7 protein-coding genes are annotated in these 7277 nt (G+C 72.2%); all 7 read left to right on the forward strand.

Features of this window, described 5'->3' with window-relative positions:
* The first annotated feature begins 284 nt into the window (after positions 1 to 284).
* The 7 genes from GWI24_RS37075 (at position 285) to GWI24_RS37105 (ending at position 7126) form a co-directional block, all read left to right on the forward strand.
* On the forward strand, positions 285 to 1190 hold the full coding sequence (locus GWI24_RS37075) for a LysR family transcriptional regulator (RefSeq protein ID WP_086885610.1): 906 nt from the start codon (positions 285 to 287) through the stop codon (positions 1188 to 1190).
* An 83-nt stretch (positions 1191 to 1273) separates the two neighbouring features.
* Complete coding sequence (locus tag GWI24_RS37080) at positions 1274 to 1885, forward strand: cysteine dioxygenase family protein (RefSeq protein ID WP_210950440.1); 612 nt, start codon at positions 1274 to 1276, stop codon at positions 1883 to 1885.
* Positions 1882 to 2952: a putative sulfate exporter family transporter gene (locus GWI24_RS37085; protein WP_308344214.1), complete on the forward strand. Its 1071-nt coding sequence runs from the start codon at positions 1882 to 1884 to the stop codon at positions 2950 to 2952. Before GWI24_RS37080 ends, GWI24_RS37085 begins: the two co-directional genes overlap by 4 nt.
* Before the next feature lie 107 nt (positions 2953 to 3059).
* A complete protein-coding gene (locus tag GWI24_RS37090) occupies positions 3060 to 4595 on the forward strand; it encodes an MFS transporter (protein WP_210950441.1) in 1536 nt (511 codons plus the stop codon).
* A gap of 41 nt (positions 4596 to 4636) precedes the next feature.
* Positions 4637 to 4834 carry a ribbon-helix-helix protein, CopG family gene (locus tag GWI24_RS37095; protein WP_014061073.1) on the forward strand — a complete coding sequence of 66 codons (198 nt, stop codon included), beginning with the start codon at positions 4637 to 4639 and terminating at the stop codon, positions 4832 to 4834.
* Positions 4835 to 5218 (forward strand): type II toxin-antitoxin system death-on-curing family toxin, encoded by a 384-nt coding sequence (locus tag GWI24_RS37100; RefSeq protein ID WP_210950442.1) that lies wholly within the window; start codon positions 4835 to 4837, stop codon positions 5216 to 5218. It abuts the gene before it with no gap.
* 111 nt (positions 5219 to 5329) lie between these two features.
* Complete coding sequence (locus tag GWI24_RS37105; RefSeq protein WP_210950443.1) at positions 5330 to 7126, forward strand: DEAD/DEAH box helicase; 1797 nt, start codon at positions 5330 to 5332, stop codon at positions 7124 to 7126.
* Positions 7127 to 7277: the final 151 nt, after the last annotated feature.

Raw genomic sequence — 7277 nt, forward strand, 5'->3', positions numbered from 1 at the left:
GGGGTCAGCTTGCCCCAGCCTCGTCATCTTGACCGTGCTTGACCGGGAGTCCTCGCGCCCCGGGTGTGGCGCCGGGCCGTATGTCTCGTGGCGCCGGGCCGTGGGGCGGCTGCGGCCCGGCTCAGCGGTCCGGTTCAGTGGTCCGGCTCCGTGGTCCGGCTCCGTGACGCGGCGGTCCGCGTGTCGCGGCGGTCCGCGTGACGCAAAAGCGCCGGTAGGGGCGATCTTGTGCGGCCCCAAATCCCGCTTATGGTTTCGGTCCCCGGCTCCGTATGATGCGAGGCGTGTTCGATTCCCGGCACATCAAGACGTTCCACGAGGTGGTCCGCTCCGGCTCCTACTCCGGGGCCGCCCGTGCCCTCGGCTACACCCAGCCGGCCATCACCCAGCAGATGAAGGCGCTCGAACGGGCCGTAGGCAGTCCGCTGTTCATCCGGGTCGGCCGGGGCATGCGGCTCACCGAGGCGGGGGAGACCCTCGCCCGCCACGCCGACACCATTCTGACCAGCATCTCCACCGCCCAGCAGCAGATGAGCGCCATCACCCGGCTGCGCTCGGGCCGGGTGCGGGTCTGCGCGTTCCCCAGCGCCAACGCGACCCTCATCCCCGAGACCATGGCCCGGCTCGCCGCCGCCCATCCGGGGGTGCGGGTGGAACTGCTGGAGGGCGAACCGCCGGATTCGCTGGGGCGGGTGGTGCGCGGGGAGTGCGACATCACCCTCGCCTTCACCTATCCCGGGCTGCGCGAGGAGACCCCCGCCGAGCTGGTGGAGATCCCGCTGCTGGAGGACCAGCTGACGGTGCTGCTGCCGACCGGCCATCCGCTGGCCCGGCGGCGGGCGGTCAAGCTGGCCGAGCTGAGCGAGGAGCGCTGGATCGCCGGATGTCTGCGGTGCCGCGCCAACTTCCTGCACGAATGCGCCGAGCAGGGCTTCGCCCCGGACATCGCCTTCACCACCGACGACAATCTGGTGGTGCAGAGCATGGTCGCGGCCGGGCTCGGCGTGGCGATGATGCCGGGTCTGGTGCTGTCGTTCCTGTGCCACCAGAAGGTCACCGGGCGCGCCCTGGACCCCGCCTCGCGCCGCCATGTCTCGGCGTACGTCCTCCGCGAGCACCTGGGGATACCGGCCACCGCGCGGGTGCTGGAGGAGCTGAAGACGGTGGCCGGGAACCGGGTCGGATGTTGACCCCTTACCCATAAGCGGAGCTTGGGGACGGCTCAACAACCTGTCGTTGGACGTGATGGTGCGGGCGGCAGGACGCTGCCGCCATGACCACCCCGACCGCGTATCCGTCCTCCCGTCTTCTCACGGCACGCCTCGGCGCGTTCGTCGGCGACGTCCGCGAGGCCGTCGGCCGGGGCCTGGCGCCCGATGTGACCGCCTATCTGGTGGGTGAGCGGCTCGCGCCCCACCTCGGCGCGGACGATCTGCTCACCCCCGAGCAGCGCGAGGGCGACCCCGACCGCTACCGCCAGCACATCCTGCACGCCGAGCCCGACGGCAGCTTCTCGATCGTCGCGCTGGTGTGGCTGCCCGGCCAGCGCACGGCGATCCATGACCATGTGTCCTGGTGTGTGACCGGCGTCCACGAGGGCGAGGAGCACGAGCGGCGCTACCGCCTCGTCCCGGACGGCCCGGGCTCGCGGCTGATCGCGGTGGAGGACGTGGTCAACCCGCGCGGCGCGGTGTGCGGATTCGCGCCGCCCGGAGATATCCACAGGGTGTGGAACGCCTGCGGGACGAAGGCGATCTCGATCCATGTCTACGGGGCGGACATCGCCCGCCTGGGCAGCAGCGTGCGGCGGGTCTACGACCTCCCGACGGCGGACGACCACCTTCCGACGGCGGACGACCACCTCCCGACGGCGGACGACCAGTGACGCTGACCGCCGCGCCCGGCCGGGCGCGGCAGGCCGCCGGATGGCGGCCGCCCGCCCCTGCGTACGGGCTCGGGCTGGCCGTGGCCGGAGTCGCGACCGCCTGGGGCGTCCACCGGCTGCTCCCCGCCGTCCCCCTGCTGACCGCCGCCGTGGTGCTGGGCATCACCGCCGCGCATCTGCCGGGGGCGCGCGGCCTGGTCCGGGGCGTCTGCCGGGCCGGACTCTCGCTCGCCGGGAAGCGGCTGATGCGCCTGGGCATCGTGCTGCTCGGCCTCAAGCTCAGCCTGGACGATGTGCTGGGCCTGGGCTGGGCCACGGTGGCAATGGTCCTGGGCGTGGTCGCGGCCACCTTCTGCGGCACGTGGTGGCTCGGCCGCCGGATGGGGCTGCGCGGTGACCAGCCGCTGCTGATCGCGACCGGCTACTCGATCTGCGGGGCGTCGGCGATCGGCGCGGTGAGCGAGGTGTCGGACAGCGATGAGCGGGATGTGGCCACCTCCGTGGCGCTGGTGACGCTGTGCGGCACGCTCGCCATCGCCGTCCTGCCGCTGCTCCAGCACCCCTTGGGGCTCGGCGACGAGGCGTTCGGCCGGTGGGTGGGGGCCAGCGTGCACGACGTGGGCCAGGTGGTGGCGACCGCGCAGACCGCGGGGCCGTCGGCGCTGGGCGACGCGGTGCTGGTCAAGCTGGTGCGGGTGGCCCTGCTCGCCCCGCTGGTCGCGGTGCTCGCGACGTCCGTACGGGCGCGGGGGCGCGCCAAGAAGGCGGAGGGCCAGGCGGCACAGGACGAGGGGGCGGAGCGGCGGCGGCCGCCGCTGGTGCCGCTCTTCGTCCTCGGCTTTCTCGCCATGACGGCCCTGCGCAGCACGGACGTCCTGTCCACCACCGTGCTGGACACCGCCGCCACGGCGCAGGAACTCCTCCTCGCCGCCGCCCTCTTCGGCCTGGGCAGCGCCGTCCACCTGCCCTCCCTCACCCGCACCGGCGCCCGGGTCGCCGCGCTGGGACTGTGCGCGTGGGTGGTGATCGCGGGCGCGTCGTACGGGGGCGTCCTGCTCACCACGTAGGGCCCGGGGCTTCACCACGTAGGGCCCGCGGCCCTAGGCCCAGCGGCCGAGCGTGGCTCCGTCCCGCGACAGGTGTGACGTGCCCGAACGCCACTTACCCTGACGCCATGACCCCTCGCGACCCCCTCGATGCCGGTGCCGCCGACGCCGCCGTCACGGACAGCGCCCCGCCACCCCAGGCGGCCGCCGCCTCCGCCGTCCACCCCGAGCCGGCAGCCGGTGACCTCGGTCCGGCGGAAGCCGGTGACCTGGACCTGGCGGGCGACGGTGACACCGTCGGCACCGTACTGGGGAGGCGCTACCGCGCCCTCACCCTCGGCATCGTCACCGTCGTCTCCCTCATCGCCTTCGAGGCGAGCGCGGTCAACACCGCGATGCCGGTCGCGGCCCGCGCGCTGGACGGGGTCGAGCTCTACGCGTACGCCTTCTCCGCCTACTTCACCGCGAGCCTGTTCGCGATGGCCCTGTCGGGGGAGTGGTGCGACCGCAAGGGGCCGCTGGCACCGCTGTTCACCGGGATCGCGGCGTTCGCCGCCGGGCTGCTGGTGGCCGGTTCGGCACAGCGGATGTGGATGTTCGTGGGCGGCCGGGCGGTGCAGGGCATAGGCGGCGGGCTGGTGATCGTCGCGCTGTACGTGGTGGTCGGCCGCGCCTATCCGCAGCGGCTCCAGCCCGCCGTGCTGGCGTCCTTCTCCGCCGCCTGGGTGCTGCCGGTCATCGTCGGCCCGCTCGCCGCCGGGACCGTCACCGAACACGCGGGCTGGCGCTGGGTGTTCCTCGCCATCCCGGTGCTGGTGCTGCCGCCGCTCGCGGTGATGCTCCCCGCGCTGCGCGCCCTGCCCCCGAGCGAGCTCTCCGCGGGCATGAACCGCCGCCGCATCCTGCTCGCGCTCGCCGTCGCGGTCGGCGCCGGACTGCTCCAGTACGCGGGCCAGGACCTCAGCTGGCTCTCCCTCGTCCCGGCCGCCGCCGGGCTCGCCCTGCTCGTCCCGTGCGTACTGCGGCTGCTGCCCAGAGGTACCTTCCGCGCCGCCCGCGGCCTGCCGTCGGTGATCCTGCTGCGCGGGGTGGCGGCGGGGTCCTTCCTGGGCGCGGAGAGCTTCGTCCCGCTGATGCTGGTGACCCAGCGCGGCCTGTCCGCGACCGCCGCCGGGCTCTGCCTCACCGGCGGCGGCCTCACCTGGGCCCTGGGCTCCTACACCCAGAGCCGCCCCCGCCTGGAGCCGCACCGCGAACGGCTGATGGGCCTCGGCATGCTCCTCATGGCCGTCTCCATCGCCATGGTGCTCCTGGCCCTCACCGACTCCGTCCCGGCCTGGATCGTGGCCGTGGCCTGGGTGATCGGGGGCTACGGAATGGGGCTGGCCATCTCCAGCGGGAGCGTGCTGCTGCTGAAGCTCTCCCGCCCGGAGGACGCGGGCAGCAACTCCGCCTCCCTCCAGGTCTCCGACGCGCTCGGCAACATCACGCTGGTCGGCCTCAGCGGTGTCCTCTTCGTCACCTTCGGCGGTGGCGAGATCGCCCCCACCGGCTCCACGGCCACCCACCAGCCGGCCGCCTTCGGGGCGGTCTATGTGGCGATGACGGCGGTGGCGCTGGTGGGGGCGTGGGTGACGACGCGGTTGCGGCCCGTCACCGAGTAGTACCATTCTGACCCCAAGAGTGGTACCGTTTTGGTATGGCTATGAATCTCCGACTGCGCGACGACCAGCAAGAGGCGCTCAAGCAGCGGGCCGAGGAGGAGGGCCGCAGTATGCACGCCATAGTGCTTCAGGCGATCGATCGGTATCTCGAGCAGGAGGCGGACCGGGAGTCGGTTCAGCGCCTGGGGGCGAAGTACGCGGCACGCCACGCGGACCTTCTGCGGAGGCTGGGGGAGTAAGTGAAGTACCTGACGGTCCAGGAAGTGCTGGACCTGGCGGAAATCGCCTGTGGGGGGCAGCAGATCGCGGTGCGCGATCTGGGGTTGCTGAGCTCGGCTGTGCATCGCCCGCAGTCGCAGATGTTCGGCATAGAGGCGTACACCGACCTCTTCGAGAAGGGTGCCGCGCTGCTCCAGTCGCTCGCCATCAACCACCCGCTGGTGGACGGCAACAAACGGATGGCGTGGATGTGCACGGTGGTCTTCCTCGACCTCAACGGCACCGAGATGCTCGACGTCGACCAGGACGAGGCGTACAAGCTGGTGGTCGGCGTGGCCTCGGGTGCGCTCGAGGATGTCGGGGATATCGCGTCGAGATTGCGCAGGCTGCACGAGGCGATGTGAGTCTGATCCCACCCTCGGGTGGGATCAGCCCGTACCCCGGAGCGTGAACGACGGCACCGGTAGGCTGACGCGGTTCCCGATCGACCCCGCCGAGCCAGCCCGACGGAGACCGTGAGTACTACTGCCGCCTCCACCAGCCATCACCTCTCGCCCGCCTTTCCCGGCCGGGCGCCTTGGGGTACCGCGAGCAAGCTGCGCGCCTGGCAGCAGGGCGCGTTGGACAAGTACATCCAGGAGCAGCCGCGGGACTTCCTCGCGGTGGCGACCCCCGGGGCCGGGAAGACCACCTTCGCCCTGACCCTCGCCTCCTGGCTGCTGCACCACCACGTCGTCCAGCAGGTGACGGTCGTCGCGCCGACCGAGCACCTGAAGAAGCAGTGGGCGGAGGCCGCCGCGCGGATCGGCATCAAGCTGGACCCGGAGTACAGCGCGGGTCCGCTGAGCCGGGAGTACCACGGCATCGCCGTGACCTACGCGGGCGTCGGCGTCCGGCCCATGCTGCACCGCAACCGGATCGAGCAGCGCAAGACACTCGTCATCCTCGACGAGATCCACCACGCCGGCGACTCCCGCTCCTGGGGCGAGGCGTGTCTGGAGGCGTTCGAGCCCGCGACCCGGCGGCTCGCGCTCACCGGCACCCCGTTCCGGTCCGACACCAACCCCATCCCCTTCGTCACCTACGAAGAGGGCAACGACGGCATCCGGCGCTCCTCGGCCGACTACACCTACGGCTACGGCAACGCGCTGGGGGACGGCGTCGTGCGCCCCGTCATCTTCCTCTCCTACAGCGGCAACATGCGCTGGCGCACCAAGGCGGGCGACGAGATCGAGGCGCGGCTCGGCGAGCCGATGACCAAGGACGCCGTCTCCCAGGCGTGGCGCACCGCGCTCGATCCGCGCGGCGACTGGATGCCGAACGTGCTGCGCGCCGCCGACCAGCGGCTGTCCGAGGTCCGTAAGGGCATCCCGGACGCGGGGGGGCTCGTCATCGCCTCCGACCAGGACTCGGCCCGCGCCTACGCCAAGCTCCTCCGCGAGATCACCGGCAACAAGGCGACGCTGGTGCTCTCCGACGAGGCGGCGGCGTCCCAGCGGATCGAGGACTTCAGCCACTCCGACGACCGCTGGATGGTCGCGGTCCGCATGGTGTCCGAGGGCGTGGACGTGCCCCGGCTGGCGGTCGGGGTGTACGCGACCACCATCTCCACCCCGCTCTTCTTCGCCCAGGCCGTCGGCCGTTTCGTACGGTCGCGGCGGCGCGGCGAGACCGCGTCCGTCTTCCTCCCCACCATTCCGAACCTGCTCGGCTTCGCCAACGAGATGGAGGTCGAGCGCGACCACGTCCTGGACAAGCCGAAGAAGGACGGCGAGGAGGAGAACCCGTACGCGGAGGAGGAGAAGCTCCTCGAGGAGGCCGAGAAGCAGCAGGACGAGGACACCGGGGAGCAGGACCAACTGCCCTTCGAGGCACTGGAGTCGGACGCGGTCTTCGACCGGGTGCTGTACGACGGCGCCGAGTTCGGCATGCAGGCGCATCCGGGCAGCGAGGAGGAGCAGGACTACCTGGGCATCCCGGGGCTCCTCGAACCCGACCAGGTGCAGATGCTGCTCCAGAAGCGGCAGGCCAAGCAGATCGCGCACAGCCGCAAGAAGCCGGACGCGGAGGCGGATCTGCTGGAGCTTCCGGCGGAGCGGCGGCCGGTGGTCACCCACAAGGAGTTGCTGGAACTGCGCAAGGAGCTCAACTCGCTGGTCGGGGCGTATGTCCACCAGAGCGGAAAGCCGCATGGCGTGATCCACACCGAACTGCGCCGGGTGTGCGGCGGCCCGCCGAGCGCGGAGGCGACGGCGGGGCAGATCCGCGAGCGGATCAAGAAGGTCCGGGAGTGGGCGACGCGCATGCGCTGACGCGCGGATCTTTCCCCTCCCCGCGGCATCGGACACGCGGCTCCGCCGCCTGGCAGGGGGCTTCGCCCCCTGGGCCCCGGGGGGCTGGGGCGAAGCCCGGACACCTCCTGGCGCGCCGGGACGGCGGGGCCCGGCGGCTGGGGCGACGACG

The sequence above is a fragment of the Streptomyces sp. MK37H genome (assembly GCF_018035285.1).
In the GTDB taxonomy this organism is placed as follows: domain Bacteria; phylum Actinomycetota; class Actinomycetes; order Streptomycetales; family Streptomycetaceae; genus Streptomyces; species Streptomyces endocoffeicus.

Coding starts and splice junctions, on each gene's coding strand:
- GWI24_RS37080 (WP_210950440.1), top strand. CDS start 1,274: ATGACCACCCCGACCGCGTATCCGTCCTCCCGTCTTCTCACGGCACGC.
- GWI24_RS37090 (WP_210950441.1), top strand. CDS start 3,060: ATGACCCCTCGCGACCCCCTCGATGCCGGTGCCGCCGACGCCGCCGTC.
- GWI24_RS37095 (WP_014061073.1), top strand. CDS start 4,637: ATGAATCTCCGACTGCGCGACGACCAGCAAGAGGCGCTCAAGCAGCGG.